We start from the raw sequence: 25,131 nt of genomic DNA on the forward strand, positions 1-25,131 counted from the left end.
CACCCCTTCAGTCGAGTATGCGTGCCTCGTCAATCAGCATCACGGGGATGCCATTGCGGATCGGATAGGCAAGTCCGGCGGTTTTTGACACCAGTTCCTGTCGTTCGGCATCATAGCTGAGGGTGCTTTGGCTGCGCGGGCAAATCAACGCTTCCAGCATACGCCGATCAAACTGCATCACCGTGTCGTTCATTGCATCAATCCTTCGTCCTGCCCGCCACGCAAAGCAAATTCAATCAGGGTAACCAGCGTTTCACGGCGGGTTTCAAGCGACGGTGCCTCAAGCAGGGCTTGTTTGTCCTCCGCCTCCAACTCCAACATCATGGAGAGTGAATTGATCAGCAATTCATCGTCAGCCTCTTTCAACGTGTCCCAATCCGCGGACAATCCCCGCGTATCGAAATAGCGGCTCAAAAGGTCAAGAAAACTCTTGCGGTGAAATCCGAAATCTTCTTCGCCTTCACCAAGATCACGGTCAAAACCGTCCCAATTCACCGTGCACCTCCGGTATGGAGTAAATCCTTCGACTTCCTGAACCACACGAAAACGGCACACCCCACCAAGCGTGATCATATAGCGACCATCTTCGGTTTCGGAAAACTGGGTGATGCGCCCGGCGCAGCCAATGGTCTGAAGCCCCGGCCCCTCACGCCCCGGAACGGCATTGGGTTGCACCATCCCTATCAACCGGCCATCGGTTTTCAACGCATCCTCGACCATCTGAAGGTAACGCGGCTCAAAGATATGCAGCGGCAAACGGGAACGCGGCAATAGCAGCGCACCGCCCAGGGGGAAGATCGCGATTGTCTCTGGCAGGTCTGCTGGTTTCATCATGACGAACCACCTAGCGCGGTGCTGCGATCAGGCAAAGATCAGAGAGCTTAATTTACGCCGCCCGTTCAGAACAACAGGGTCATTCGGCTTCAACGCGTCGAATATCGTAAACAACTGGGTCTTGGCCGCACCCTCGTTCCACTCTTTATCACGTTTGAACAGATCCAGAAGATGATCCACCGCCCCTGTCGCATCGCCATTGGCATAAAGCGCCTGGGCCAAATCAAACCGCGCCTGCAGATCACCGGGGTTTGCTTCAACCGCGGCCGTCAATTCTGCCACCGGCCCTGCATCGGCGGCCTGACGCGCAAGGGCAAGTTGGGCATGCGCGGCTTCCAGTTCCGCCGCTTTGGAAATTTCTATCGGTGCGCCATTCAGGAATGCCTCGGCTTGTTCAAGTTCACCCATTGCGATCAATGCCCGCGCCTGCCCGCCATAAGCGCCGGGATGGTTCGGCTCCTCACCCAGAACTGCCGCAAAGGTCTGCAACGCATCTTCGATCTCACCCGCGGCCAGCATATCTTCTGCCGCTGCTACGGCCTCGTTCAATCCGTCGTCCGGCGTTTCGCCACCCGCTGCCTTAATCACTCGGGCTACAAATTCCTTGATTTCAGACTCGGGCACAGCACCTTGAAATCCATCAATTGGTTGACCCTTGTGAAAGGCATAGACGGTCGGGATCGACTGGATCTGCAACTGACCTGCAATCATCTGCGCTTCATCCACGTTCACCTTGACCATCTTGACCGCCCCCTTGGCGGCGATTACGGCCTTTTCCAATTGCGGGCCGAGTGTCTTGCACGGACCACACCAGGGTGCCCAGAAATCAACGATGATTGGTGCATGCTGGGATGCCTCGACGACATCGGCCATAAAGCCTGCTTCGTCGCTGTCTTTGATGAGGTCGGCATCAATCGCCGGAGATATGTTCAATTCCATGGTGTTTTCCTCGCTTGTCGCGTTTCAGCCTATATGAGGGCTACGGACATGAATTCAAAGGTCAAAGGTTGCGAAAACCGGGGCGTGGTCGCTGGGTTTGTCCCACCCGCGCGCGCCACGCCCGATGTGACTGGAGTGTGCAGCGTTCGAGATGTCGGGCGTGGCCCAGATATGATCAAGGCGGCGGCCCTTGTCCGCCGCGTCCCAGTCCGGTGAGCGGTAGGACCACCATGAATAGAGCTTACCGTCAGGAATGTCCTGACGCGTGATGTCGACCCAGCGACCGGCGTCCTGCGTTGCGCCAAAGGCTTCGACTTCGACGGGGGTATGGCTCACCACCTTGAGAAGTTTCTTGTGGTCCCAAACATCGTCTTCGCGCGGGGCGATGTTCAAATCGCCGACAAGGATCGAATTTTCAGGTTTCTCCGCATGAAACCAGTCGCGCATTTCAGCCAGATAATCCATTTTCTGACCAAATTTTTCATTGATCGTGCGGTCCGGTTTGTCCCCGCCGGCGGGGACATAGAAGTTGTGGATCGTCGTCCCGTTTTCCAGCCGTGCCGCAACATGGCGGGCGTGCCCCAGTGCGGCGAAATCCTTGTCACCGGCATCTTGCAGCGGCAGTTTTGACAGGATCGCGACGCCGTTATAGCCCTTTTGCCCACGGGCAACCATGTATCTGTACCCCGCTGCCGCGAACCCTTCGAGCGGTATCTTCTCTACCGGGCTCTTGCATTCCTGAAGACACAGAACATCCGGCCCGTGCTCTGCCAGCATGCGCAAGACCAGCGGCTCGCGCAGACGAACCGAGTTGATGTTCCAGGTAGCAAGGGTGAAAGGCATGGAGGTCTCCGTTGTTGGTTTTCGGCCTGACAGTATCGCGCCATCGCGCCAGCCGCCATGCAGAAAGGCGATTTACAAAAAAGGGCCGGACATACGCATGTCCGGCCAAGTCCAACAGGGAGGTATGTGTCAAAACCCGGACACAAACTTCGGGATCGGATAAAAGCAAACTATCATGAAAATATGATTTTGTTATGACCTACCGGTGACTGGATTTCGTCTTGGCTCATGCCATCAATCTATAGCCACCCGATTCAGTCACCAGCAGCCGGGCATTGGATGGATCCGGCTCTATCTTTTGGCGCAGGCGATAGATGTGGGTTTCAAGCGTATGCGTCGTAACGCCCGCATTATAACCCCAGACCTCATGTAATAGAACGTCGCGCGGCACCACACCCTCTGTCGAGCGGTAGAGGAACTTGAGAATATTTGTTTCCTTTTCCGTCAAACGCACCTTTTTGTCGTCTTCAGTGATCAGCATCTTCATCGAAGGCTTGAACGTATATGGTCCCAATTGGAAAACCGCATCTTCGGATTGTTCGTGCTGCCGCAGCTGCGCCCGGATCCGGGCCAAAAGAACTGGAAACTTGAAAGGTTTCGAGACATAGTCATTTGCCCCTGCATCCAGACCCAGAATGGTATCGGCATCGCCGTCATGACCCGTCAGCATCATGATCGGGCTTTTCACACCCTGTTTGCGCATCAGCCGACATAATTCACGACCATCTGTATCGGGCAGGCCCACATCAAGGATAACCAGATCATAAAGTGCCTCTTTGGCGCGAGTCATTGCCTCGGCCCCATTGGCCGCTTCGAAGACATCAAAATCTTCGGTCATGATCAACTGCTCGCTCAAGGCTTCGCGCAGATCGTCATCATCATCGACCAGCAGAATTTTCTTTACCTGTGCCATGGAAGGCCTCCTTGTCTGTTGAATAGTAGATGCGCCTCCTCTGCCTCTGCTACAAGGTTTGGGCGCATTCCCTCACGCTCGCGTGTGCCAGCGGGTTGAAATGTTTCAATTCCGGCGTTGGTGGCATAGATATCATTCAACGTGACGATAGAGTTGTAACACTAATATGAGCTTTGCCCCCGACATAACAGAGCAACTGGCCCGTGCGCGGGCCGACCTGCGGATGGGCGTGCCCGTTGTTCTCACCGGCGTTAACGATGCAATTGTGATGGCCGCCGAGACCCTGAATGCGCAGCGTCTGGCCGATTTGCTGGCACTCGGCGGGGAACCGGTGCTGGCCATCACAGCACGACGTGCGGAAACCTTGAAAGCACGCGCCTATGATGGCGATCTGGCGCGGTTGGTCCTGCCGCGGGATGCCGCCCCCGCCTGGGTACAAAGCATCGCAGATCCCTCGGGGGATCTGCGTGCACCGATGAAGGGACCGTTTGTCTGCGCACGCGGTGGTGATGCGGCCCTGCATCGCACGGCATTGCAGTTGACCAAAACGGCGCGCTTGTTGCCCGCAGTCGTTGTGCTGGAGCTTGCAGACGGGACAGGTTTCGCGGATGCACATTTGCTGACCCGCCTTGATCTGGCAACCGCCACGGAAAGCATGACCAACCGAAGCCAGCTACATCCCGTTGTCCAGGCACGTCTGCCGATGGAGGTGTCAGAAGCGGGCAGGTTACACATCTTCCGCCCAGAAGACGGTGGTGAAGAACATTATGCTATTGAAATCGGCCGTCCTGAGCGCAGCAAACCGGTGCTGACGCGGTTGCATTCTGCCTGTTTCACCGGCGATCTAATGGGCAGTTTGAAATGCGATTGTGGGCCCCAGTTACGCAGTGCATTGGCCCAGATGGGGGCCGAGGGTCATGGTATCCTGCTGTATCTCAATCAGGAGGGCCGCGGCATCGGTCTGGCCAACAAGATGCGGGCCTATTCGTTGCAGGATCAGGGGTTTGATACCGTCGAGGCCAATCACCGCCTGGGGTTTGAAGATGATGAACGTGATTTCCGCATCGGCTCGGATATTCTGAAATCGATGGGGTTTACCGCAGTGCGTCTTTTGACCAACAATCCGCGCAAGGAAGAGATGATGCAGGCCAGCGGTATCGACGTTGCTGAACGTGTGCCACTGCGCGTCGGCGAAAACAGCCACAACAGCGCCTATCTTGCGACCAAAGCCGCGAAATCCGGACATCTCCTGTGACCAGCCGACCAAGGATCGAGGATCTGGTTCTCACCCCCACTGGCCTGCGTTTTTTCGGGCGCACCTACGCCTGCAGCATCGGTAAAGGCGGATTAACCGCCTGCAAACGCGAAGGCGATGGGGCCACGCCGCGCGGGATACACCGTATTACAGGCATGCTGTATCGGCCCGATCGCGTATCCCGCCCCACAAATTGGGCGCGTCCCATCCGGCCCGGAGACCTGTGGTCGGATGATTCGGACGATCTCGACTACAACTCCTTGGTACGTGCGCCCTACGCCCCCAGCCACGAAGTGCTACGCCGTGCTGATCCGCTCTATGATCTTGTTCTCTTGACCAACTGGAACTGGCCGGATGCGGTAGCAGGGCATGGATCAGCTATCTTTATCCACCAATGGCGCCGACCCGTTTATCCGACGGAAGGCTGCATCGCGCTAAGCCGTCCTGACCTTCACTCTATCGCACCCAGAATCACACCGCACACAAGATTGATCGTTCCCTAAAACAAGGCCTATCACGCCATCTGTTTCTGCATTCCCGGATTCACCCCGTCACACGCGCGCCAAAGATCGCGGATCCGACGCGCACATGTGTCGCACCCAGTGCAATCGCCCGTTCAAAATCACCGCTCATCCCCATCGAGAGTCCAGTCAAACCATTGCGGGCAGCAATTTTGCCTAACAGTGCAAAATGCAAACTGGGCTCTTCATTCACAGGCGGGATACACATCAATCCCTTGATCGGCAGATCCATCGCCAGACATTCTGCAATGAATGAATCAGCATCTGCTGGCATGATTCCCGCCTTTTGGTCTTCCTCACCGGTGTTCACTTGCACAAAAAGGTCGGGGCAATGGCCCACCTCCTGCGCAAGACGAGCAAGGGTTTTGGCCAGTTTCGGGCGATCAACAGAATGGATGGCATCAAACAGTTCTACGGCCTGTCGCGCCTTGTTGGTTTGAAGTGGTCCGATGAGATGCAGATCAATCTCGCCAAATTGTTCACGGAAGTCCGGCCATTTGCCCGCGGCCTCCTGAACCTTGTTCTCACCAAAGCACCGCTGGCCTTCGTTCAGGACTGTAGCGACCCGATCGTTCGGTTGAACTTTACTTACCGCGATCAGCGTGACCGAACCTGCGGCCCGACCCGCATCACCTTCGGCTTTGGAAATACTATCTTTGATGTTTTGCAGGCTCATGCGTGGGTCCCTCTTGTGTCAAACCGGAGGTAGCATCAGCCAAGGCCCAATGAAAGGGGCGCAAAAGAAAAGGGGCAGGCCAAAGGCCCACCCCAAATCGTACTGGTTTCGATCAACTTAGAAGTTGAAGCGAACACCCAGATCGGCGCGTGTATCGCCGTTCAAGCGCTTCGCGATACCACCACGAAGTGACGTGCCGCCACCCAGGTCGTGGTTGAAGTCGATACCGTAACCTGTGTCGGAACCGGCGTCTGCATCAGCAACGTAGACTTCTACGTTTGTTGCTGCGCCTACGTCAAAGCGACCGGCCAGAACGATGTGATCGCCTGCTGTGCCGTTGTCTGCGTATGCCAGTGTGATGTTGGCTGGGCCGATGGAACCACCAACAGATGCTGCGAACTCAGTGTCTGCTGCGTTGTCGGAGTCCTGTGCACCCAGAGCAACTGTCCAACCGGAGAATGTGTACGCAACGTGTGCTGCGATACGGTCGGATGTGTCAGAAGCAGAAACGTGTACGGACAGGTCGCCTGCGGAGTACATTACTTCAACACCGTTGGAGCCAGAAGAACCCAGACCGCCGGAAGAGTATGCGTCGCCGCGGAAGTTGTACGCGGTGTAGTCATAGCCCAGACCAGTCAGACCCAGGTCGATTGGGTACATGCCAGGCATGAATTCCAGAGCGCCGAAGATGTTACCAACGCCGACTTCCAGACCACCGGAACGTGCAAAGAAGCGCGCGCCGTTTGTCATGCCCTGCTGACCTTCGTTCTGCTGGATGCGAACGCGTGCACCGAATGTGACGCCTGCGTCAGATTCTGCTGTTGCGTCGATCTGCAAACGGAAACGGCTTGTGACGTCTGTGGAGTCGCCAGCTGCTGTGTCGTTGTAGATGATACCAAAGCGACCGTAGCCGCCGAAAGTAACGTCTGCTGCTGCAACGCCGGCGGTCGCAACCAGAGCTGTTGTAGCGAAGAGAACTTTTTTCATGAGTATACCCTCGGTTTAATTTCACATGCCCAAGCCGGGGAATCCGGAAAGGGTATGGAGGGTGTTTGCCCCCTATCCCCCTCGGTTGGCAAGAAGGCTGAAACGCTCTCCCCCCATTGCCCTCTTCAATGATGCAGCTTTGCCACAGTTTTGACATCCACCCACCACATCCAATCGGTCAAAACCGTTGAAGGCAGCGTTTTGACGTAGGAATCACCCTAATACATATGCCTTGCTCAGACGGCAGAGCTTGGGTAGACCAATGCGAAACAGGCAAAGGATCGCAGGCATGCCCCGACAGACACTATGCAAAATGGCACTTATCACTGTCCTTGTGGCGACACTGGGCGGCTGTGGTGCGCTGCGCAGTTTGGGCGGCGGGGTCGAACAACAATCCGCCAGTGCGACCAATCCGAACATTCCGTCGAATATCGAAACAAATCCTGACAATACCATCTGGTCGATCTTCAATCGCAAGACTGCAGACAACACTGTTGCTGTGAACAAATACCTCTGGTCTGCCTCACTGGAAGTATTGTCGTTCTTACCGGTGCAGTCCGTCGATCCGTTTACCGGTGTGATCGTTACCGGCTATGGCACACCGCCCGGTGGCGGTCGGGCCTATCGCGCCACGGTGTTGATCGACGATCCAGCCCTTGATGCCCGTTCGCTGAACGTGGCATTACAGACGCGCGGCGGTCGCGCCGTCAGCACTGCAACCGCACGCGCTGTAGAGGATGCGATACTAAGCCGCGCCCGCGAGCTTCGGATCGCTGACAACAAATTCTAAGCCCATACACCAACCACGATTTTCACGCCGGGCTCTGTCATTCAACAGCCCGGCGTTTTCCATTCCAAAAGGTCTGACTCCCATGTCCCAATACACCCCTGCCGAGATTGAAGCCCGTTGGCAGAAAGCCTGGGAAAAGAACGAAACCTTCAAAGCGATGCGTGATGCCAGCAAGCCCAAGTATTATGTGCTTGAGATGTTCCCTTATCCATCGGGACGCATCCACATGGGCCATGTGCGCAACTATACGATGGGCGACGTGATTGCCCGGTACAAGATTTCCACGGGGCATAACGTATTGCATCCGATGGGCTGGGACGCCTTCGGGATGCCTGCCGAAAACGCGGCCATGGCGATTGGCGGCCATCCCAAAGACTGGACCTATGGCAACATCGACGACATGCGTTCGCAGATGAAGCCGCTGGGCCTGTCGATTGACTGGTCACGTGAATTTGCCACCTGTGATCCTGAATATTACGGCCAGCAACAGGCATTGTTCCTCGACTTCCTTCAGGCGGGTCTGGTCTATCGCAAGAATGCCATCGTCAACTGGGATCCGGTTGATATGACCGTGCTCGCCAATGAACAGGTAGAGGCCGGGCGCGGCTGGCGGTCAGGGGCCCTGGTGGAACGGCGCGAGCTGACGCAGTGGTTCTTCAAGATTTCCGAACATTCGGACGAACTGCTTGAGGCACTTGATTCCCTCGACAACTGGCCGGCCAAGGTCAAGCTGATGCAGGCCAACTGGATCGGAAAATCTCGCGGGCTTCAATTTGCCTTTTCAACGGTTGGTGCCCCCGACGGCCATGACCGGATAGAGGTTTATACCACACGGCCCGACACTCTGTTGGGGGCATCTTTTGTCGGCATCTCGCCGGACCATCCGCTGGCCAAGCTGCTGGAAAAGGACAATCCGGATCTGGCCGCTTTCTGCGCCGAATGCCGCAAGGGTGGTACCACCGAAGAGGCCATCGAAACGGCTGAAAAGCTGGGGTTCGACACGGGAATCACAGTGCGCCATCCGTTTGATACCGCGCATGAGTTGCCGGTCTATATCGCAAACTTCATCCTGATGGACTATGGTACCGGCGCGATTTTCGGATGCCCAGCCCATGATGAACGCGATTTTGAATTCGCCACCAAATACGAATTGCCAATCATCTCGACCTATTTGCCAAGCGAAGAAAGCTCGGATGAGCTTGATGCGGCATTTGTCCCGCCAAAAACTGACAAGGTTTTCTACAACCGTGGTTTTGCAGGCGAGCAATGGCAGACCGGCAATGAAGCCATCGACGCCGCAATCGCGTTCTGTGAGGAAAACGGCGTTGGCCAGGGCGTCACCAAATTCCGCCTGCGCGACTGGGGTCTTTCACGCCAACGCTATTGGGGCTGCCCGATTCCCGTCGTGCATTGCGATGGCTGCGGTGTGGTGCCGGAAAAGAAAGAGAACCTGCCGATAGAGTTGCCCTATGACGTTGATTTCTCAACCCCCGGCAACCCGCTTGACCGTCACCCCACATGGCGCGACTGCCCCTGCCCGTCCTGCGGCAAGCCAGCCAAACGCGAAACCGACACGATGGATACCTTTGTCGATTCGTCATGGTATTTCGCCCGTTTCACAGCACCACATGCCGACACCCCGACCTATATGGAAGACGCCGCATACTGGATGAACGTCGACCAATACATCGGCGGCGTCGAACATGCGATCCTGCACCTGCTCTATGCCCGTTTCTTCGCCCGCGCGATGCAGATGACGGGGCATTTGCCGGAAAGTGCCATCGAACCCTTCGACGCGCTGTTTACCCAAGGCATGGTGACGCACGCCATCTATCAAACGCCGAAACAGGATGGCCGTCCAACCTATCACTACCCCGAAGAAGTGGAATTGCGGGACGGCAAGGCTTTCCTCAAGGAGAGCGACCAAGAGGTGGAGATCATCCCTTCTGCAAAAATGTCGAAATCCAAGAACAACGTTGTCGACCCGTTAAACATCATTTCCAACTACGGCGCGGACACCGCGCGCTGGTTTGTCCTGTCCGATTCGCCCCCCGAACGGGACGTGGAATGGACCGCATCAGGTGCAGAAGCTGCATTCAAACACCTGAACCGTGTCTGGAACATCTGTAACCGCATCGGGGAAATGAACAAAACGGCGCAGGGTGAAGGTGACGAAGACCTGCTTCGCGCCATGCACAAGACCATCCATGACGTGACCATGGGCGTGGAATCATTCGGCTTCAATGCCGCCATCGCGAAACTTTACGCCTTTACCGCGACCCTGCAGAAATCCAAGGCCGGCCATAGCACCCAGCGCGCGGCCATCATGACCCTTGCGCAACTCATGGCCCCAATGACGCCACATCTGGCCGAAGACATCTGGTCCCATCAAGACGGTGAAGGCCTGATCGTGAACGCGCCCTGGCCGCAAGCTGAGGAAAAGATGTTGGTCGATGACACGATCACCATGCCGATCCAGATCAACGGCAAACGCCGTGCGGAAATCAATGTACCAGCAGACCTGTCAAAAGAAGAGGTTGAAAAAATCGCCCTCGCCCATGAAGCTGTGATCCGAACCCTAGATGGTGCGACACCCAAAAAGGTGATTGTCGTGCCCGGACGGATTGTCAATGTTGTCGCTTGACCGCCGATTTATACTTCTTGCCCCGCTGGCGCTTGCCGCTTGCGGGTTTTCAGCGGTTTACGGGGAGGACGGTAGCGGACGGCGTCTGCAAAATGCGGTTCTGGTGGACCCGCCCGGTTCCCAGGACAGTTACATCCTCGTACGTGAACTTGAATCACGCCTTGGACGCAGCCCCTCGCCGACCTACGGTCTTTCGATGGTTATCACCACATCAGAAGCCCAGCTTGCCATTGACCGCGAGGGCGACACCGGCCGCTTCAACCGGATTGCCGCCGTCACCTACTCCCTGCGCGAACTGAGCAATGGCAGGATTGTCACCTCTGGCAAGGTCGAGAATTTTGTCGGATACTCCGCTACAGGTACGACGGTTCAGACATTGGCTGGTGAACAGGATGCCCAGAAACGTTTGATGAATATCATCGCGGATCAGATCGTGACCCGTCTATATGCTGCTGATCTGACCTGATGAAACTCTCGCCCCGCGAAGCAAACAGCTATTTCGCCAAACCGGATCCCGGCAAGACCGGTTTGCTGATCTTTGGCAGTGACGCAATGCGCGTCGCCTTGAAACGGCAGGAATTCCTCAAAGCGTTGCTGGGTGACCAAGCCGAAGAAGAAATGCGTCTGACCCGCATTCCCGCTGCTGAATTGCGCAAACAACCCGCGTTGTTGATGGATGCAATCAAGGCCATCGGCTTTTTCCCCGGTCCGCGTGCAGCTTTCGTCGAAGATGCAAACGACAATGTGGCCCAAATCATTCTCGATACGCTCAAAGACTGGCAACCGGGTGATGCGCAGGTCGTCGTGACGGGGGGTGATCTCAAGAAAACATCCAAAGTACGCAAGGCATTCGAAACGCATCCGAATGCCTATGCTGTTGCGATCTACGACAATCCCCCGAACCGGGCCGAGATCGAGCAGATGCTAGCCGAGGCAAATCTGTCTCCGGATGCCAATGCCATGTCCGCGCTGAATGATCTGGCCCGGACCATAGACCCCGGCGATTTCCGTCAAACCCTTGAGAAAATCGCACTTTTTAAGCTGAACGACACCTCACCATTGAGCGCGGAAGACATCGCCGCTTGCGCCCCCTCGTCGACCGAAGCAGACGTGGATGATATACTGCATGTCGTAGCCGAAGCACGTGCCAGCGACATCGGACCCGTGATGAGCAAGCTCCAGGCGCAGGGTGTCGCTCCGGTTACCTTAACCATCATGGCCACCCGACATTTTCGCACGCTTTACCGGATTGCGGCCAACCCCGGTGCACCGATTTACGGTGTGCGCGACCGCGACCGCGTGATGCGGCAGGCCAAGAACTGGGGCGCGGTCAATCTGGAAACCGCGCTGTCTGTTCTAACCGACACCGACCTGACCTTGCGATCTGCAGGACAAAACGCACCCGCGATTGCGCTGGTCGAACGCGCCTTTATCCGCCTCGCCATGCTGGGCGCAAAGAAAAACCGTTAAGAGGAAAACCGATGTATACAGTTGTTGGTGCTACCAAATCCCGTGCCTTCCGCGTCATGTGGATGCTTGGGGAAATTGGCGAAGATTATACCCAGATTGACGCAGGCCCGCGTTCTGACGAGGCCAGGCAATATAACCCGTCCGGCAAAATTCCTGCCCTGCTTGACGGCGATGAGGTGTTAACTGATTCTGTTGCCATCATGACCTATCTGGGGGACAAGCACGGCAAACTTACCGCCCCCGCTGGCACCCCTGCACGTGCGCGTCAGGATGCAATGACATTCTGGCTGATCGACGAATTTGACGCGATTCTCTGGGCCGCTGCCAAACACAGCTTTGTCTTTCCCAAGGACAAGCGGGTGCCCGTGATCAAGGACAGCTTGAAAGCGGAATTCATCCACGCCGCCGACCTGTTGGCAGAGCGGCTCGACGGGCCGTTCCTGATGGGTGATCAGATGACCCACGCTGATATTCTGGCGGTGCATTGTATCAATTGGTCTATTGGCGCAGGATTCCCACGCATCAATGACAAGTTGGGTCAGTGGGCCGCAACGATGCGGGACCGCGATGCGTTCAAGGCCGCGCAAGCAAAAGTCGCGGCTTAAGCCTTAAGGGCCCATTCGGCGGCATGTTGGCCTGCCCAACGTCCTGTCGCAAGGCAGGCCGAGATAAGATAGCCCCCTGTCGGCGCTTCCCAGTCCAACATCTCCCCGGCCGCGAAAACACCCGGCAGATCGTGCAGCATCAACCCTTCGTTCATTGCCGCAAAGGGAATGCCGCCCGCTGTTGAAATCGCCTCGTCCAGGGGGCGCAATCCACTGTTTGTCACCGGCAATGCCTTGAGCAACCACGCCGTTGCACGCAGTTTGTCCGGCAAGGGCCGCGCCATTTCCTGCGCCAGGGCAATTTGCGCCGGAGTCAGCCGAAGCGTTTTTCGTAAATGGTTGGACAGGCTTGCCTTGCCTCGGGGGGCTTGCAACCTTTTGGTGATCTCTGGGACCGTCAAATCAGGCAATAGATCAACCGTCAGGACATGCCCCTCGCGTACGCCCCGCGACACGGCATAGATCCCGCCCCCTTCTAGCCCTGTCGCAGATAGGGTCGCCTCCCCACGAGAGCCATAGGGCCCGGCCTGCCAGGCGACACCCTTGATAGGGCTGCCATAGTGTTTCGCCATATGATCCGACCATGCGATTTCTATGCCCGCATTTGCAGGCTCAAAGGGCGCGATAGCTACACCTTTTGCCGCCAGGATTTCGGCCCATTTGCCGGTAGACCCCAACCGTGACCAACTGGAACCGCCCAGTGCCAGCACGGTTGCATCTGTCGCAAGGGTCTGCATGCCTTCGGACGTTTGAAAGGCGAGACTGCCATCCTGCCACCCCTGCCAAAGCCAGCCTGTGCGCAATTCAACACCCAACCCGACCAACCGGCCAAGCCATGCACGCAACAAGGGCGAGGCCTTCATGGCTGTGGGAAACACGCGGCTGGTGGTCCCGGTAAAAATCTCCTGCTCCATGCCGCGGGCCCAGTCCTGCACAGCCTTGCTGTCAAATGCCCTGATCATCGGCGTCAACCGGCTGCGCGCCTGCGAAAAAGCCTCAAGAAAGGGCACCTCCGGTTCGTCCTTGGTCAGGTTCAAACCGGATTTTCCTGCCATCAGGAACTTGCGCCCTACCGAAGGTTTGCCCTCGCAAAGGGTGACCTGCAAACCGGCTTGCGCCATCACTTCCGCGGCCATCAGGCCAGCGGGACCCGCGCCAACCACTACCGCACGGGTCATCCGTCAACCTTCGGCAATCCGCCCTTAATTTCGATCACACGTTGTGGATAGGGGATTTCTATTTCCGCATCCTTAAGGGCATTCCAGATCAGAAACAGAACGTCTGAAGTGTATTTTTTATCCCCGTCATCCAGACCATTGACCCAGAACTCCACCGCAAAATCTATGCCGCTTTCCCCAAATCCGCGCAATTCGCAATCAGGTGGATAGGGCAGGTCCAATACTTCGGGATGGGTAGAGACTGCCGCTTCGATCAAGGCCGGAACCTTGTTGATGTCGGTGTCATAACTGACGGAAAACGGAGCCTCGAAACGATTGGCCGAACCGCTGTCAGAATAATTGATCACACGGGTCGTGATGAAATCTTCGTTCGGCACCACAACCCAGCGGCCGTCAAAGGTCTCAAGGATTGCAGCCCGTGCCATCATCTTGACGATCTTGCCTTTTTCGCCGCCGTCCAGTTCGACGTAATCACCCACGGTTGCCTGACCTTCAACCAACAGGATCACACCCGAAATAAAGTTCGAGGCAATCTTTTGCAGACCAAATCCAAGGCCGACACCAATCGCACCCCCGAGCACCGCCAAAGTGCTGAGGTTCACGCCAATGATGTTCATCAACAGCAGGAATGCGATGGCAAAAATGGAAAACTCGGCCGTCTTGATCAAAAGCTGGCGGATCGAGGGTCGCATTTCCTCGTTCTGGGAAATAAACGCGCTGGTCTGGGTGTTGGACCACTGGCCCAGCCAGAACAGCAGTGATCCGGCAATGATTCCGCGCACCAAGGTGATCAGCGAAAACCGGATGTTGCCGACACCGACAATTGTCTCGCTCAGCGCTGCGCTTACCACGTCCAGCAGGCCGAAGGTATAAAGCGCAGCAATCGGCAGCAGAATGTAACGCCCCAGCAGCTTGAGGAACGGGTCAGTGATAATATCACGCACCAGAATACGGGCGGCAATGAACAGGAACAGGCGCTTGCCAAAGGCAATGACAGCACCGGAATCAAACATCGAGCGTACGATGCTTTCGCCAATCCCCGTCAGCGCATAGGCCAGCAAAGGCGAGATCAGCGCCAGAAACGGCAGCACAAAACGGCGCGGCGCGGAAAAGATGTTCCTGGTTGCACCGGGATCAATCAACGTGGCCAAAGCGGGCCGCAATTTGCGGGCGATCAGACCGGCCAGCAACCACGCCAGCACCAGCAATCCAAACTGCGACCAGGCGGCAGGGCTCAGCAGCCATGTCATCGCCAAATCCCATCCTTGCACGCCATAACCATAGGCCTGCTGGACGATTTCGGGCTGGGAGGAGAGATCAAACTCCATATATGCGCCTTGTTTTTCGGTTGCCTTGCTGCATCTCTTGCCTGTCTGCCTGCAAAGGTTCAAGTTTTTTACGGATGAATGACCCGATCTGCCCACTGTGTGGCCGCCCTATTCCGGCAGGCGTGCCGCAAAGCCAGCATCACCTGATCCCCAAGCTAAAAGGCGGCAAGGGCGGGCCAGTGGTGTTGATGCACCACATTTGCCACCGCCAGATCCACGCGACATCAACCGAAAGCGAACTTGCGAGGGAGTGCAACACGCCCGAAGCGCTGCTTGCGCATCCGCGATTGACAAGATTTGCCGCTTGGGTGGCAAAACGCCCGCCCGAATTTCGTTCAAAAGTGCCGGGCGGCAAGCGAAAGCGGTGACTTGACTTGGACACCCGCACCACAGAGTGTCCGCAAAAACAATGAGGCAAACCGATGCGTATTATCCTGACACTTTTCGCCCTGCTGATCCTTGCGGCCTGCGACGTACCGTTTGTGCCGCTGATCTAAGACTGGCGCTGCGGTGCGCACATCGCCTTGATGGCTCGGGCAATCTCCGGCGTGGCGGCAACGGTATCCGCCGCAAGCGTCTGCGCGTGATTCATCAGCGCATCGCCCTGCACGATCCGGTCGATCAAGCCAAAGGCCAGCGCTTCGTCGGCTTCGATCTTTTGGCCGCCCATCAGGATCAGCTTGGTGCGCGACGGACCGATCAAAGTGGCCATCCGCGCCGGATCAGAAGGTTGCGGCAGGAACCCCAGCTTCATCACCGGATAGAAAAACCTGGCTGTGGGAACGGCGATGCGCAGATCACACGCCAGCACCATGCCCATCGCGCCCCCCGCCAATGTCCCGTTCAGTGCCGCGATCGTCAGGCCCGGCAGCGCGGCGATGGCCCCCGACAGACGCTCCCAGATCTCCGAAACGGCAAGGCCAGCGCGGGCTTCATCCAGATCGGCACCGGCGCTGAACACGCGGCCTTTGCCCGTCAGGATCAAGGCACGGGCATTCCCGGCGCTTTCCATAATCTCGGCCAGCTCGACCAGCATCGCGTGGGTCAGCGAATTCGCCTTCTCTGGCCGGTTGATCGTGACCGTCCAGATGTCGCCTTCGTTGGAAAGTTCAATCATTGCAGTCCGACAGCCCGCAAAATTTCTTCATCGCGCAACGAGATTTCTTCGCCCATGAACCTGTCCGCTTCGGCCCCGCACATCCACAAAAGACATTTTGCAGGCCAGTCCGCCGGAATATGGTCTTCCCAAGCCAGCTTGCTGACGCGGTTGATGCCGGACGCCTTGATCTCGCGTTGCATTTGCGTGGCCACTGTGCCGGGCGACAATCCGATGGCGCGAATACCATTTTCCGCCTCTTCAAGATGCAGACAGCGGTTGAGCATGTTTACTGCAGCTTTGGACGCGCAATAGGCGCTCCAGGCTTCGACCGGGCCATGTGCCGCACCCGAAGAAATGGTCAGCACCGATCCACCACCCTGCGCTTTCAGGGCAGGCAAGGCCGCATGGATCCCGTTAAAGACCCCCTTGAGATTGATGTCTATAACCTGACCCCAGCCATCGGGATCCGCCTGCGTCAAATGTGAAATCGGTTCGATCACACCGGCGTTATTGATCAATACGTCCAGACCGCCAAACGCGCGCACCGTGGTTTCCACCGCCGACGACACCTCGCCATATCGTGCCACATTGCAGGGGATGGCGATTGCGGTCTTGCCCATCTCACCCACAAGATCCCCCAGCGCATCCGTGGACCGCGCCAACAGCGCGACATTCGCGCCGGCAGCGGCGAATACACGAGCAGCTTCGGCACCGATCCCTCGGCTGGCACCTGTGATCATTACCGTTTTGTTCTTCATGTCCATGGCGTGGCCTCTTTTGGGTAAGGGGTTTGTGGTTTTGCATAATCGTTTGACCCTGTGGTAATCTTCCGCCGAGATATGGTCCACCCCCACCATCTGCCTTGACCTAATCCGGCTGATGTCAGACGGTAAAGACTATTGCCAACAAGGAATTTATTATGTCGCGTTTTACCCCAATTGTTCTCGGCCTTGCCTTGCCGATCTCTCTTGCCTCACAGGCCGCATGGGCGGACCTGAGCCCCTCCGAAGTATGGGGCGACTGGCGCAGCTATCTTGAAGGGATGGGCTATGAAGTGATGGCCACCGAGAGCAGGAATGGCGATGACCTGTCAGTAAACGATTTTTCGGTGCGCTTTGCCCTGCCCGAACAGGAGGGTGACGTTACCATGGCTCTGGGCACGATTTCATTTAACCAGAATCGTGACGGCACCGTCGCCATCGTCATGCCCGACACCATGCCGATTTCAATGAAAGGCAAGAATAGCGCCCTGCCCGAAAGCGACTTCACCATGGAGATGACTTTCGCGCAGAAGGGCCAGGCCATCACGGCCAGCGGCGATTCCGATGCGATCACTTATCTTTATACAGCTCAGAGTTTTGCACTGAACCTGTTACAGATGATGGCCAATGGTCAGAATTTGGGCGAGCAGAACATTCGGATGACCGTAAATGGCTCTGACATCAACAGCAGCGTGACCATGAAAATTGGCGATCTGCGCACCTACGATCAATCTGCCAACATCGCAAATCTCGATTATGACATCTTCGTCAAATCCATCGAGGGCGATGAAGGCGAGGGTGTCATCAAGGGCAAAGTGAACGGAATCAGCATGACAGGTCAGGGCGCGGTCCCGCTTGCAATCGCTCCCGGTACCGATGTCGCAACGATGTTGGCGGCCGGATTCGATATGGCGGGTGCCATCAGCTATGCAGCGGGGAGCGCCGCCTTTGACATCAAGGACCCCCAGAACGGCAACTATGTGATGAATTCGACCTCGCAAGGCGGCGAGATCAAGGTCAAAATGGGCGCAGCCGGCCTGGCCTATGACGTCGCACAACGTGACTTGAACCTAAGCGTCGCAGCCGAAGCGATGCCTTTACCCTTTGAAATCCAGATGGCGCAAAGTGGCTTCAACCTTGCCATGCCAGTCAGCAAATCAGACGAGGTGCAGGATTTCGCGCTTGGCATCAAGATGACTGATTTCACCATGTCCGATTTCATCTGGGGCATGTTTGATCCTTCGGGCCAACTTCCCCGCGATCCGGCCACGATAATGCTGGATTTGACAGGCAAGGCCAAGCTGCTGATCGACTGGATGAACCCAAAAGCTGTCGAAGAGATGACAGGTTCCCCTGGCGAATTGAAAGCAGTGAACCTGGAAAATCTTGTGGTCGATGCCGCAGGAGCCAAGCTGGAAGGTAATGGCGGCATCACCTTTGATGGAAAAGGCGCGTCAGTAATTCCTGGAATGGGTGGTCTGGGCAGTCCTGTTGGTGACATCAATCTTGCACTCGCCGGGGGTAACGGGCTTTTGGATAAACTGGTCGCCATGGGCCTGTTGCCAGCCGATCAGGCGATGGGTGCCCGAATGATGATGGGACTCTTTGCCGTGCCCGGCAGCGCTCCGGACACATTGAAATCGAAAATCGAATTCACATCCGACGGTCAAATCCTCGCCAACGGCCAGCGCCTCCGCTGAATCCGGGACCTGCAGGGAACCATGATATTTCAATGAAGGGTGCGGTGATTACCGTACCCTTTTTGTCTGCCTCCCTTGTCCTTTGACAGATGGAGCGTTACCTCTGCGCCAATCCCGAACGGAGTTTCCAGAATGTCACAGCCCTTGGATGCGCTGACCAGATCGCTTTTGCAGGCGGCCACAAAGGCCGGCGCAGATGCCGCAGAGGCCAAAGCCGTTCAGGCCACATCACTGTCCGTCGACGTGCGCGCCGGTGTGCTGGAGCAAGCCGAACGGTCAGAAGGTATCGACATAGGACTTCGGGTCCATGTCGGCCAGCGTGCGGCAACGGTTTCGGCCTCTGATATTTCGGAACGCACCATCGAAGAGATGGCCCTGCGTGCCGTCGCCATGGCACAAGAAGCACCCGAAGACCCATTTGCCGGTCTTGCCGCGCCTGAGCAGCTTGCGCAGAACTGGGATATTGACGCGCTTGAGTTGTGCGATCCGGCCGGTGAACCCAGCCCCGACATGTTACAAGATGATGCCGCCCGCGCCGAAGCCGCTGCATTGGCGGTCAAGGGTGTGACCCAGGTACAATCCGCAAGCGCGGGCTATGGTGTCCAGGAAGTCTTTTCCGCCATGACCAATGGATTTGAGGGCGGGTATCGCCGCACAGATCGCGGACTGTCCTGTGTGGCAATCGCTGGTACCGGTACGGGGATGGAACGCGACTATGACGGCGACGGGCGCATTTTCCAAAGTGATCTGCGCAGTGCCGAAGACATCGGACAAAGTGCAGGACAGCGCGCCGTCGAGCGTCTGGGCGCCCGGAAGCCGCCGACCGGGGCATATCCGGTGCTGTTTGACGAACGTATTTCCTCCAGCTTGATCGGCCATCTTTTGTCTGCCGTGAACGGCAGTGCAATTGCTCGCGGCGCATCCTTTTTGCGCGATGCAATGGGTGAAGCCGTCTTGCCCGACACACTTTCATTGATCGAGGATCCCCACCGTCCCCGAACCAGCGGTTCACGCCCCTTTGATGCCGAAGGATTGCCCACACGAAAACGTATGATCGTTGAAAACGGCGTGTTGCAAGGCTGGACCCTTGATCTGGCCACCGCGCGCAAACTCGGACTTGATCCTACTGGGAATGCCGCGCGCAGCACCTCTTCCGCACCCAGTCCGACAAACTGGAATATGTCTCTGACCGAAGGCATGCAGACTCGCGATGATCTGATCAAGGAGATGGGTACAGGACTCCTGGTGACGTCGATGATCGGCAGCACGATCAACCCCAATACCGGTGACTATTCACGAGGGGCGGCCGGGTTCTGGATCGAAAAAGGCGAGATCACCCATACCATCAACGAATGCACGATCGCAGGCAATCTGCGCGACATGTTGCGAAACATCGTGCCTGCCAATGATGCCCGCAGGCACCTCAGCCGCGTTGTGCCCTCGCTTCTGGTGCCGGGGATGACCCTTGCCGGCGCATGATCTGCCCCTTCTGGTGGATGCGGCCCGTATGGCGGGCCGTGTCGCGACCAGCTTTACCGGACCAACGGCGCAGCGCTGGGACAAGGCGGATAATGCCGGCCCTGTAACCGAAGCGGATCTGGCGGTAAACGACTTGTTGCTCACAACCCTGCGGCTGGCACGGCCCGACTATGGCTGGTTGTCCGAGGAAACCGAGGATACCGCCGACCGGTTAAACACCGAGCGCCTGTTCATCATCGATCCCATTGACGGCACACGCAGCTTTGTCGAGGGCTCCAACACTTGGGCGCATTCCATCGCCGTCGCCGAACGCGGCGTGATCACCGCTGCCGTGGTCTATTTGCCGCTGCGCGACAAACTTTACGCTGCGGCACTCGGACAGGGTGCGACCCTCAATGGCTTTCCCATTCACGCCTCCGAGGCCGCAACACTCACGCGTTCGACGATATTGGCAACCAAACCCGTGATGGCGGCGGAACACTGGAAAAGCAACGCCGCGCCCAACTTCAAGCGAAGCCACCGCCCGTCGCTGGCATACCGCCTCGCCTTGGTCGCAGAAGGCCGGTTCGACGCGATGGTCACACTGCGCCGCAGCTGGGAATGGGACATCGCCGCCGGCGCGCTGATCATTACTGAAGCAGGCGGCATAGCGCAGGACCGCACCGGCGCGGAGCTGCGCTTCAACAACCCCGATCCACGGCTGAACGGGGTTGTAGCAGGCGGCGGCCCCACCTGCCGGGGCCTGATCGACGCACTTGCGTGACGCCCGCCATATTTGTACCCAAGGTTGACCCCAACCTCTCTCATGAAGGACTCTGACATGACCCAACGCCTGCATCTTGTTTTTGGTGGCGAACTGGTGACGCCCAGTGAAAACACGTTCAAAAATGTCGATGACATCCATGTCGTTGGCATCTTCCCCAATTATGCCTCGGCATATGATGCGTGGAAGAACGAAGCCCAGCGCACTGTCGACAATGCCCATATGCGCTACTTTATTGCGCATCTGCATCGCCTGCGCGACGAAGAAGCAGCGGCCTCTTCAACCGAAGAACTGGGCTGACCCAAAATGGCGCGATCACTCGGAATGACGGCATATCGCGCCCTGACCCGGCGCGGAGTCGTGCAGAATGACGCGCCGGAGGCGGACCGCCCCAAGGGTGAACTGGTCTGGATACATGCCGGCGAGCCCGAAAATCTGTTGGCGGTGCAGGACCTCGCCTTGCGGCTGATCGGCATACGCCAGAATTTACATGCCATCATAACCTATCCCCAAGAAGAGAGCTCAGGACCACGCGCACCTGCCCGGCCAGATCAAGGCCTGCTCCAGATCGCCGTCCCTGGGGAACATCCGACCGAGGTCGCTGCCTTTCTCGACCATTGGCGTCCCGACGCCTGTATATGGGTATGGGGCGGCCTGCGGCCCAACCTCGTGATCGAAACCGCACAGCGCGGCTGCCCTCTGGTGTTGATCGACGCAGGATCCGGTGGCTTTGACGGTCGCCGAAACCGCTGGATGCCGGATTTGACCCGGCAGATGCTGCTAAAGTTCCTGGCGGTATTCACAAAAGATGCCGCTGGCGCCAAAAAACTTGGCCAGTTCGGCCTGCCAGGCGACATCATCACCCAGACCGGCCCGCTTCTGGCGGGGGGACAGGTTCTTGGCTTTAATGAGCAGGACATGAATGAACTATCGGCGGCACTGGCTGGGCGCCCGGTTTGGTTCGCGGCTGGCCTGACGCAAGAAGAGATCCCAATCGTATTGGCGGCACACAAGCATGCGTTGCGCCTGTTTCATCGGCTCTTGCTGGTCGTGCAGCCTGACGATCCTGACTGTATCCCCGACCTGATTACTCAGGCCGCGGATAGGAATCTTCCGGCGGTCCTGTGGGATGACGGCCAGTTTCCTGATGATACAACCCAGTTGTTGATCTCGGGCGAGGCCAGGGAACGCGGGTTGTTCTATCGGGTGGCACCTGTATCCTTTTTGGGTGGTACATTGATTTCCGGTGGCAACGGCTGTGACCCGCTCGAAGCTGCCGCGCTTGGTTCTGCGATCCTCTATGGCCCTCGCTTGCGTCATTTCATGCCTTCATATTCCCGGCTTGCCAGCGCCGGTGCCGCGCGTATCGTCAATGACGCCGACGCCCTGGGCACCGCTGTTTCACGTCTGATCGCACCCGATCAGGCCGCGTCAATGGCCCATGCCGGTTGGGATGTAATCAGCCAGGGGGCCATGTTGACGGATCAAGTGATCGACTTTGTACAGGACACCCTTGATACAAAACTGGTGCGCACATGACACGTCCACCTGCCTTTTGGGATCTGCCCAAACCGGATTGGCGCGGTAAGGCGCTGCGCCCCTTGGGTGCGATCTATGCCAAAGCCACTGCACAGCGGCTGGCAAAGGGCCAACGACAACGGTTGGACATCCCCGTGGTTTGTGTTGGCAACATCAACGCAGGAGGCACTGGCAAGACTCCGACGGTCATGGCAGTGATCGAACATCTGCGCGACCTCTATCACACACCCCACGTCGTATCCCGTGGCTATGGTGGCACCCTGGAAGGTCCTGTGCGGGTCGATCCAACGCGACACAGGGCGGCGGATGTCGGGGATGAACCACTGCTGCTGGCGGCCTTCTCTGAAGTCTGGGTTGCACGTGATCGTGCCGCAGGCGCAGCCGCCGCACAGGCGGCCGGCGCTTCCGTGATCGTATTGGATGATGGTTTTCAAAACCCCGCGCTGGCCTATGATTTATCCATTGTCGTTGTGGATGCGGCCAAAGGGTTTGGCAACGGCCTGTGCCTGCCTGCCGGTCCGCTGCGTGAACCTGTGGCAGTCGGACTGGCGCGGGCTAATCTGCTGTTGTCGATCGGCCAAGCCGAGGCACAGGCGAATTTTGCCCAAACGCCGTTGCCCGCCCGACTGCCACAGGTTCAAGCCAGCCTCGAACCCCTGCACACCGGAATGGACTGGAAGGACACACCTGTGCTGGCTTTCGCGGGAATAGGAAACCCCGAAAAATTCTTCGCAACATTGCGGAGCTTAGGGGCCAGAATAATCCATGCCGAAGCGCTGGACGATCACCAGCCGCTGACGCCCCCCCTGATGGCGCGGTTGCAGGCAGATGCCCTGGCCCGCGGTGCCCAATTGGTCACAACAGAAAAGGACGCGGTGAGATTGCCGCGCGATTTCCGCAGCAAGGTCATAACCTTGCCGGTGCGATTGAAACTGCCGACCGAAAACGCTCTTTTCACGGCTTTGGCTGAACTGCCCAAACCGCGCTAAACCGGTCCTCAGTCGTCTTCACCCAGTTTCGGTGCAGGCCGGTGCAGCGCCAGTTCGGCGTCCGAAAACCGAAACGGAGAGCGCAGGCCAGGCACGCCTTCCAGTTCAATTTGCATGCCACGCGCCACCACTTGCGGGTCCGCCATCACATCATCCAGATTGTTGATCGGCCCCGCCGGAACATTATGCGCCTCGCAAAGCGCAAGCAGATCCTCGCGGGTGCGTTGGCCTGTGGCCGCGCTTATGCGGCGGTTCATTTCAGGACGATTGGCCACGCGGTCGGCGTTTTTGAGGTATTCCGGCGCAGTCGCCATATCCTTCAGATCCAGCAACTGGCACAGCCTTTGAAATTGCCCGTCATTGCCGGTAGCGATGATGATATGTCCATCCGAGGTTTCAAACACCTCGTAGGGTGTGAGGTTGGGATGCGCATTGCCCATGCGCGTTGGTGCCACACCGGTTGTCAGATAGTTCATGGCCTGATTACCCATGATCGCAACGGCGCAATCCAGCAGCGCCATATCGATATGTTGGCCCTTGCCGGTTTCACTGCGTTGATGCACAGCGGCCAAAATCGCCGTTGTGGCATAGATGCCGGTGAAAATATCGGTGATCGCCATGCCGGATTTTTGCGGCTGGCGATCCGGCTCTCCGGTGACGGACATCAAACCGGACATGCCCTGAATGATAAAGTCGTACCCGGCACGATGGGCATATGGCCCGGTATGACCAAATCCCGTGATCGAACAATAAATCAGACTGGGGAACTCTTCGCGCAAACTTGCATAATCCAGACCGTATTTCGCCAGACCACCGGTCTTGAAATTCTCGATCACAATATCCGCATCACGCAGCAGGTCTTTCAGCTTTGCCTGACCTTCTTCGGTACGAAAATCAATCGTAACGCTGGCCTTGCCGCGGTTGGTTGAATGAAAATAAGAGGCCGAAACATCATCGTCCCGCGTGACAAAGGGCGGCCCCCACTGGCGCGTGTCGTCACCAGCGGGGCTTTCTACCTTGATCACTTCGCACCCCAGATCAGAAAGGGTCTGGCCTGCCCAGGGACCGGCCAGAACCCGTGCCATTTCAATGACTTTCAAACCGTGCAAAGGGCCCCGCGACATCAGCTTTCCAATGCCGCGTCGATCAGCGCCTTCATCTCGGGATAGGCCATGTTGGAATGTTTGGTCCCGTTGATCAGAAAGCTGGGAGTCGAATTGATGTCATCGCGTTCGCCGTTTTCCTGCCACCAGGCCACCAGGCTCTGGGCCTTTTCGCCATCCTGCAAACAAGCTTCGAGGGTTTCTTTGTCAAGCCCAGCAAGGCGCCCGATCTTGCGCAATTCATCAATGATGGCCGCAGGCTCTCCGGCCCGCGCCCATTCGGACTGGCCCTTGTAAATCAGATCCGCGATCCCAAAGAAGCGGTCCTGCCCGCCGCAGCGTGCGATCATGGATGCCCAAAGACCTGGGCGGTCAAAATAGACCTCGCGGTAAATGAACTTGATCTTGCCGGTATCGATGAAATCCGCCTTGAGCTGCTTGTAAGCGCCATTGTGAAAAGACGCACAATGCGGGCAGGTAAAAGAGGCATATTCGGTCACAGTGACCGCAGAATCGACATTGCCCTGTACCATGTCGACAATGCCAGAGGTGTCGATACTCCCCTCTGTTGTCTGCGCATGGGCAGCGCCGGCCAGGTTGGTCAGTCCGGTCGCATTGGGCTTGGCTCCAATCGAATTGGACAGCGCCCAACCCCCAAGACCAGCGACGGCAAGGCCGCCCAATATCAGATTTCTACGTTGCATCATGTCATTCC

Annotated in this window: 27 protein-coding genes; 14 read left to right on the forward strand and 13 right to left on the reverse strand. The window is 57.3% G+C overall.

Annotation, left to right across the window (positions count from 1 at the left end; translation table 11 throughout):
- Positions 1–7 precede the first annotated feature (7 nt).
- The 5 genes from OS190_RS00405 to OS190_RS00425 all read right to left on the reverse strand — a co-directional run bounded on the left by OS190_RS00405 (position 8) and on the right by OS190_RS00425 (position 3,529).
- Positions 8–193, reverse strand: a complete 186-nt coding sequence (locus OS190_RS00405) for a Trm112 family protein (RefSeq protein ID WP_267156679.1) — start codon at positions 191–193, stop codon at positions 8–10.
- Positions 190–834, reverse strand: a complete 645-nt coding sequence (locus OS190_RS00410; protein WP_267156680.1) for an LON peptidase substrate-binding domain-containing protein — start codon at positions 832–834, stop codon at positions 190–192. Before OS190_RS00410 ends, OS190_RS00405 begins: the two co-directional genes overlap by 4 nt.
- A 27-nt stretch (positions 835–861) precedes the next feature.
- Positions 862–1,773: a thioredoxin gene (gene trxA / locus OS190_RS00415; RefSeq protein ID WP_267156681.1), complete on the reverse strand. Its 912-nt coding sequence runs from the start codon at positions 1,771–1,773 to the stop codon at positions 862–864.
- Between the two features lie 54 nt (positions 1,774–1,827).
- Positions 1,828–2,616 (reverse strand): exodeoxyribonuclease III, encoded by a 789-nt coding sequence (locus tag OS190_RS00420; RefSeq protein ID WP_267156682.1) that lies wholly within the window; start codon positions 2,614–2,616, stop codon positions 1,828–1,830.
- A gap of 226 nt (positions 2,617–2,842) precedes the next feature.
- Complete coding sequence (locus OS190_RS00425) at positions 2,843–3,529, reverse strand: response regulator transcription factor (protein WP_267156683.1); 687 nt, start codon at positions 3,527–3,529, stop codon at positions 2,843–2,845.
- A gap of 166 nt (positions 3,530–3,695) precedes the next feature.
- Between OS190_RS00425 and ribA the strand changes: the two genes are divergently transcribed.
- Together ribA and OS190_RS00435 are read left to right on the forward strand one after the other, a co-directional pair.
- Complete coding sequence (gene ribA / locus OS190_RS00430) at positions 3,696–4,784, forward strand: GTP cyclohydrolase II (RefSeq protein WP_267156684.1); 1,089 nt, start codon at positions 3,696–3,698, stop codon at positions 4,782–4,784.
- Positions 4,781–5,287 (forward strand): L,D-transpeptidase family protein, encoded by a 507-nt coding sequence (locus OS190_RS00435; RefSeq protein ID WP_267156685.1) that lies wholly within the window; start codon positions 4,781–4,783, stop codon positions 5,285–5,287. Before ribA ends, OS190_RS00435 begins: the two co-directional genes overlap by 4 nt.
- Positions 5,288–5,327: 40 nt before the next feature.
- Here OS190_RS00435 and OS190_RS00440 read toward each other — a convergent pair whose 3' ends face one another.
- Positions 5,328–5,981, reverse strand: a complete 654-nt coding sequence (locus OS190_RS00440; protein WP_267156686.1) for a YggS family pyridoxal phosphate-dependent enzyme — start codon at positions 5,979–5,981, stop codon at positions 5,328–5,330.
- A gap of 117 nt (positions 5,982–6,098) precedes the next feature.
- A complete protein-coding gene (locus OS190_RS00445; protein ID WP_267156687.1) occupies positions 6,099–6,968 on the reverse strand; it encodes a porin in 870 nt (289 codons plus the stop codon).
- Positions 6,969–7,257: 289 nt separating this feature from the next.
- On the opposite strand from OS190_RS00445, the gene OS190_RS00450 reads away from it, so the two are divergent.
- The 5 genes from OS190_RS00450 (at position 7,258) to OS190_RS00470 (ending at position 12,477) form a co-directional block, all read left to right on the forward strand.
- Positions 7,258–7,758 carry a DUF3576 domain-containing protein gene (locus tag OS190_RS00450; protein ID WP_267156688.1) on the forward strand — a complete coding sequence of 167 codons (501 nt, stop codon included), beginning with the start codon at positions 7,258–7,260 and terminating at the stop codon, positions 7,756–7,758.
- Positions 7,759–7,840: 82 nt separating this feature from the next.
- Positions 7,841–10,402, forward strand: coding sequence for a leucine--tRNA ligase (gene leuS / locus OS190_RS00455; RefSeq protein WP_267156689.1), 2,562 nt, complete (start codon positions 7,841–7,843; stop codon positions 10,400–10,402).
- Positions 10,389–10,868, forward strand: a complete 480-nt coding sequence (gene lptE / locus OS190_RS00460) for an LPS assembly lipoprotein LptE (protein WP_267156690.1) — start codon at positions 10,389–10,391, stop codon at positions 10,866–10,868. The genes leuS and lptE overlap by 14 nt, the downstream gene beginning before the upstream one ends.
- A complete protein-coding gene (gene holA, locus OS190_RS00465; RefSeq protein ID WP_267156691.1) occupies positions 10,868–11,872 on the forward strand; it encodes a DNA polymerase III subunit delta in 1,005 nt (334 codons plus the stop codon). The genes lptE and holA overlap by 1 nt, the downstream gene beginning before the upstream one ends.
- An 11-nt stretch (positions 11,873–11,883) precedes the next feature.
- The gene (locus OS190_RS00470; protein WP_267156692.1) at positions 11,884–12,477 is read left to right on the forward strand and encodes a glutathione S-transferase family protein; all 594 of its coding nucleotides are present in this window, start codon (positions 11,884–11,886) and stop codon (positions 12,475–12,477) included.
- Here OS190_RS00470 and OS190_RS00475 read toward each other — a convergent pair.
- Together OS190_RS00475 and OS190_RS00480 are read right to left on the reverse strand one after the other, a co-directional pair.
- Positions 12,474–13,655, reverse strand: coding sequence for a TIGR03862 family flavoprotein (locus tag OS190_RS00475; protein WP_267156693.1), 1,182 nt, complete (start codon positions 13,653–13,655; stop codon positions 12,474–12,476). The two genes, OS190_RS00470 and OS190_RS00475, sit on opposite strands and share 4 nt — an antisense overlap.
- Complete coding sequence (locus OS190_RS00480) at positions 13,652–14,983, reverse strand: mechanosensitive ion channel family protein (RefSeq protein ID WP_267156694.1); 1,332 nt, start codon at positions 14,981–14,983, stop codon at positions 13,652–13,654. The genes OS190_RS00475 and OS190_RS00480 overlap by 4 nt, the downstream gene beginning before the upstream one ends.
- Before the next feature lie 74 nt (positions 14,984–15,057).
- Here OS190_RS00480 and OS190_RS00485 point away from each other — a divergent pair, with 74 nt between their 5' ends.
- Entirely contained in the window at positions 15,058–15,351 is a 294-nt protein-coding gene (locus tag OS190_RS00485; RefSeq protein WP_267156695.1) for an HNH endonuclease family protein, read from the forward strand.
- A gap of 125 nt (positions 15,352–15,476) precedes the next feature.
- On the opposite strand, the gene OS190_RS00490 is transcribed toward OS190_RS00485, so the two are convergent.
- Both OS190_RS00490 and OS190_RS00495 read right to left on the reverse strand, forming a co-directional pair.
- The gene (locus tag OS190_RS00490) at positions 15,477–16,100 is read right to left on the reverse strand and encodes an enoyl-CoA hydratase/isomerase family protein (protein ID WP_267156696.1); all 624 of its coding nucleotides are present in this window, start codon (positions 16,098–16,100) and stop codon (positions 15,477–15,479) included.
- Positions 16,097–16,846: an SDR family oxidoreductase gene (locus OS190_RS00495; protein WP_267156697.1), complete on the reverse strand. Its 750-nt coding sequence runs from the start codon at positions 16,844–16,846 to the stop codon at positions 16,097–16,099. Before OS190_RS00495 ends, OS190_RS00490 begins: the two co-directional genes overlap by 4 nt.
- Positions 16,847–17,001: 155 nt before the next feature.
- On the opposite strand from OS190_RS00495, the gene OS190_RS00500 reads away from it, so the two are divergent.
- From OS190_RS00500 to lpxK, 6 genes are all read left to right on the forward strand, one after another.
- Entirely contained in the window at positions 17,002–18,543 is a 1,542-nt protein-coding gene (locus OS190_RS00500) for a hypothetical protein (RefSeq protein WP_267156698.1), read from the forward strand.
- Positions 18,544–18,675: 132 nt separating this feature from the next.
- Complete coding sequence (locus OS190_RS00505) at positions 18,676–20,022, forward strand: TldD/PmbA family protein (RefSeq protein WP_267156699.1); 1,347 nt, start codon at positions 18,676–18,678, stop codon at positions 20,020–20,022.
- Entirely contained in the window at positions 20,009–20,785 is a 777-nt protein-coding gene (locus tag OS190_RS00510) for a 3'(2'),5'-bisphosphate nucleotidase CysQ (RefSeq protein ID WP_267156700.1), read from the forward strand. Before OS190_RS00505 ends, OS190_RS00510 begins: the two co-directional genes overlap by 14 nt.
- A 57-nt stretch (positions 20,786–20,842) precedes the next feature.
- Positions 20,843–21,085: a DUF4170 domain-containing protein gene (locus OS190_RS00515; RefSeq protein ID WP_267156701.1), complete on the forward strand. Its 243-nt coding sequence runs from the start codon at positions 20,843–20,845 to the stop codon at positions 21,083–21,085.
- A 6-nt stretch (positions 21,086–21,091) separates the two neighbouring features.
- The gene (locus tag OS190_RS00520; RefSeq protein WP_267156702.1) at positions 21,092–22,324 is read left to right on the forward strand and encodes a 3-deoxy-D-manno-octulosonic acid transferase; all 1,233 of its coding nucleotides are present in this window, start codon (positions 21,092–21,094) and stop codon (positions 22,322–22,324) included.
- Complete coding sequence (gene lpxK / locus OS190_RS00525) at positions 22,321–23,313, forward strand: tetraacyldisaccharide 4'-kinase (protein ID WP_267156703.1); 993 nt, start codon at positions 22,321–22,323, stop codon at positions 23,311–23,313. The genes OS190_RS00520 and lpxK overlap by 4 nt, the downstream gene beginning before the upstream one ends.
- Positions 23,314–23,321: 8 nt before the next feature.
- On the opposite strand, the gene OS190_RS00530 is transcribed toward lpxK, so the two are convergent.
- Positions 23,322–24,437, reverse strand: a complete 1,116-nt coding sequence (locus tag OS190_RS00530) for a CaiB/BaiF CoA transferase family protein (protein WP_267156704.1) — start codon at positions 24,435–24,437, stop codon at positions 23,322–23,324.
- Positions 24,437–25,120, reverse strand: coding sequence for a DsbA family protein (locus tag OS190_RS00535; RefSeq protein WP_267156705.1), 684 nt, complete (start codon positions 25,118–25,120; stop codon positions 24,437–24,439). The genes OS190_RS00530 and OS190_RS00535 overlap by 1 nt, the downstream gene beginning before the upstream one ends.
- Positions 25,121–25,131 lie beyond the last annotated feature (11 nt).

The organism is Sulfitobacter sp. F26204 (assembly GCF_026410305.1).
Lineage (GTDB): Bacteria > Pseudomonadota > Alphaproteobacteria > Rhodobacterales > Rhodobacteraceae > Sulfitobacter.

Bases quoted from the DNA above. Each gene is read 5' to 3' on its own strand.
- OS190_RS00405 (WP_267156679.1), bottom strand. From the start codon at position 193: ATGAACGACACGGTGATGCAGTTTGATCGGCGTATGCTGGAAGCGTTG.
- OS190_RS00410 (WP_267156680.1), bottom strand. From the start codon at position 834: ATGATGAAACCAGCAGACCTGCCAGAGACAATCGCGATCTTCCCCCTG.
- trxA (WP_267156681.1), bottom strand. From the start codon at position 1,773: ATGGAATTGAACATATCTCCGGCGATTGATGCCGACCTCATCAAAGAC.
- OS190_RS00420 (WP_267156682.1), bottom strand. From the start codon at position 2,616: ATGCCTTTCACCCTTGCTACCTGGAACATCAACTCGGTTCGTCTGCGC.
- OS190_RS00425 (WP_267156683.1), bottom strand. From the start codon at position 3,529: ATGGCACAGGTAAAGAAAATTCTGCTGGTCGATGATGATGACGATCTG.
- ribA (WP_267156684.1), top strand. From the start codon at position 3,696: ATGAGCTTTGCCCCCGACATAACAGAGCAACTGGCCCGTGCGCGGGCC.
- OS190_RS00440 (WP_267156686.1), bottom strand. From the start codon at position 5,981: ATGAGCCTGCAAAACATCAAAGATAGTATTTCCAAAGCCGAAGGTGAT.
- OS190_RS00445 (WP_267156687.1), bottom strand. From the start codon at position 6,968: ATGAAAAAAGTTCTCTTCGCTACAACAGCTCTGGTTGCGACCGCCGGC.
- OS190_RS00450 (WP_267156688.1), top strand. From the start codon at position 7,258: ATGCCCCGACAGACACTATGCAAAATGGCACTTATCACTGTCCTTGTG.
- leuS (WP_267156689.1), top strand. From the start codon at position 7,841: ATGTCCCAATACACCCCTGCCGAGATTGAAGCCCGTTGGCAGAAAGCC.
- lptE (WP_267156690.1), top strand. From the start codon at position 10,389: ATGTTGTCGCTTGACCGCCGATTTATACTTCTTGCCCCGCTGGCGCTT.
- holA (WP_267156691.1), top strand. From the start codon at position 10,868: ATGAAACTCTCGCCCCGCGAAGCAAACAGCTATTTCGCCAAACCGGAT.
- OS190_RS00470 (WP_267156692.1), top strand. From the start codon at position 11,884: ATGTATACAGTTGTTGGTGCTACCAAATCCCGTGCCTTCCGCGTCATG.
- OS190_RS00475 (WP_267156693.1), bottom strand. From the start codon at position 13,655: ATGACCCGTGCGGTAGTGGTTGGCGCGGGTCCCGCTGGCCTGATGGCC.
- OS190_RS00480 (WP_267156694.1), bottom strand. From the start codon at position 14,983: ATGGAGTTTGATCTCTCCTCCCAGCCCGAAATCGTCCAGCAGGCCTAT.
- OS190_RS00485 (WP_267156695.1), top strand. From the start codon at position 15,058: ATGAATGACCCGATCTGCCCACTGTGTGGCCGCCCTATTCCGGCAGGC.
- OS190_RS00490 (WP_267156696.1), bottom strand. From the start codon at position 16,100: ATGATTGAACTTTCCAACGAAGGCGACATCTGGACGGTCACGATCAAC.
- OS190_RS00495 (WP_267156697.1), bottom strand. From the start codon at position 16,846: ATGGACATGAAGAACAAAACGGTAATGATCACAGGTGCCAGCCGAGGG.
- OS190_RS00500 (WP_267156698.1), top strand. From the start codon at position 17,002: ATGTCGCGTTTTACCCCAATTGTTCTCGGCCTTGCCTTGCCGATCTCT.
- OS190_RS00505 (WP_267156699.1), top strand. From the start codon at position 18,676: ATGTCACAGCCCTTGGATGCGCTGACCAGATCGCTTTTGCAGGCGGCC.
- OS190_RS00515 (WP_267156701.1), top strand. From the start codon at position 20,843: ATGACCCAACGCCTGCATCTTGTTTTTGGTGGCGAACTGGTGACGCCC.
- OS190_RS00520 (WP_267156702.1), top strand. From the start codon at position 21,092: ATGGCGCGATCACTCGGAATGACGGCATATCGCGCCCTGACCCGGCGC.
- lpxK (WP_267156703.1), top strand. From the start codon at position 22,321: ATGACACGTCCACCTGCCTTTTGGGATCTGCCCAAACCGGATTGGCGC.
- OS190_RS00530 (WP_267156704.1), bottom strand. From the start codon at position 24,437: ATGTCGCGGGGCCCTTTGCACGGTTTGAAAGTCATTGAAATGGCACGG.
- OS190_RS00535 (WP_267156705.1), bottom strand. From the start codon at position 25,120: ATGCAACGTAGAAATCTGATATTGGGCGGCCTTGCCGTCGCTGGTCTT.